Origin of the sequence: Actinomadura logoneensis (assembly GCF_003428695.1) — a bacterium.
In the GTDB taxonomy this organism is placed as follows: Bacteria; Actinomycetota; Actinomycetes; order Streptosporangiales; family Streptosporangiaceae; genus Spirillospora; species Spirillospora logoneensis.
In genome coordinates, this window is sequence record NZ_QURH01000540.1 from 1 (window position 1) to 1,537 (window position 1,537).

The window sequence follows — 1,537 nt, forward strand, 5'->3', positions numbered from 1 at the left end:
CCAGGGCCTCGGCGAGCCGGCGGCGCCCGGCGTCGGCGGACCGCTCGGCGCGGTGCCGGGCCAGCCACTCGGAGATCCCGACCCGCGCGTGCGCGGTCACCGCGAAGTCCAGCCACTCGGCGGACGGCGCGGCGGCGGGCCCGGTCAGCACCTCCACCACGTTCCCGCTGCGCAGCTCGGCCGACAGCGGCGCCTGGCGGCCGTTGACCAGGGCGCCGATGGAACGTTCCCCGGTGCCGTCGTCCAGGGCGTAGGCGAAGTCCAGCGCGGTCGCGCCCTCGGGCAGCGTGACCATCCGGCCGCCGGGGGTGAAGGCCGCGACCGTGCCCGGGGCGAGGTCGGCGCGCAGGCCGTCCAGGAACCGGTCGGACGGCGCGGCGGACTGCCAGGCTAGCAGGCGGCTCAGCCAGACCAGGTCGCGGCGACCCGCCACCTCCCGTCCGGCCGCGTCGTCGCCCGCCTCGCGGATGGTCGCGACGATCCCGTACTCGGCCAGCGGGTGCATCGCCCGGCTCCGGATGATCACCTCGATCGGGTCGCCGCCCGGGCTGACCACGCGGGTGTGCAGCGAGCGGTACAGGTTGTACTTGGGCGTGGCGATGTGGTCGCGCAGGTTGCCCGGGATCGGGTGCAGGGCGGAGTGGACCGCGCCGAGCGCCACGTAGCAGTCGGTGTCCGGGCCGTCCACGAGCACCAGCAGGTGGGCCGCCTCGCCCGGCCGCAGCCCCGCGACGTCCCCGCCGTGCGCGGTGTGCACCGCGTACAGGTGGCGCGGCCGGACGATGGTCTCGGCCGTGACGCGGTCGCCGCGCAGCGCGGCCCCGATCCGTCCGATGGCGGGGCCGAACACGGCCGGGGCCCGGCCCAGCGCCGCGGTGACGGCGTGGGCGGTGGCGGCGTGCGCCTCGGGGTCGCGCGCGGCGAACGCCAGGTCGTCCATCTCGCGCTGCAGCACCCGGATGCCGAGCCGCTCGGCGAACGGGACGAGCAGCTCGTGCGAGGCGGTGGCGATCCTGATCCGCTTCTCGGGCGACTGGAAGCCCAGCGTGCGCAGGTTGTGCAGCCGGTCCGCCAGTTTGATCACCAGGACCCGCAGGTCCGCCGCGGCGGCGAGCACGATCTTGCGGAGGGTCTCGGCCTCGGCGCGGGCGCCCCAGCGCCGGCCGTCCAGCTTCGTCACCCCGTCCACCAGGACGGCGACCTCCTCGCCGAAGTCGGCGCGCAGCTCGTCCAGCGTGTAGGGGGTGTCCTCGACGGTGTCGTGCAGCAGGGCGGCGACGAGCGTGGCGGTGTCCATGCCCATCCCGGCGAGGATGGTGGCGACCGCGAGCGGATGGGTGATGAAGGGGGCGCCGGACTTGCGCAGCTGGCCGCGGTGCAGCCGCTCGGCGACCCGGTAGCCGCGGACGATCTCGCGCTCGTCGCGGCCGGGGCAGACCGACCGGTACTGCGCGAGCAGCGGGGCGAGCGCCGGGGCGAGCGCCGGATCGCAGGGACCGCCCGCGGGGCGGTCGCCGCGGACGTGCGGCGCCGCGGC

At 76.7% G+C, this 1,537-nt stretch carries 1 protein-coding gene; it reads right to left on the minus strand.

All coding sequences use genetic code 11. From position 1 onward, the window contains the following. A partial coding sequence (locus DZF91_RS23935; protein WP_147341335.1) for a RelA/SpoT family protein occupies positions 1–1,537 on the minus strand: 1,537 nt, incomplete at both ends.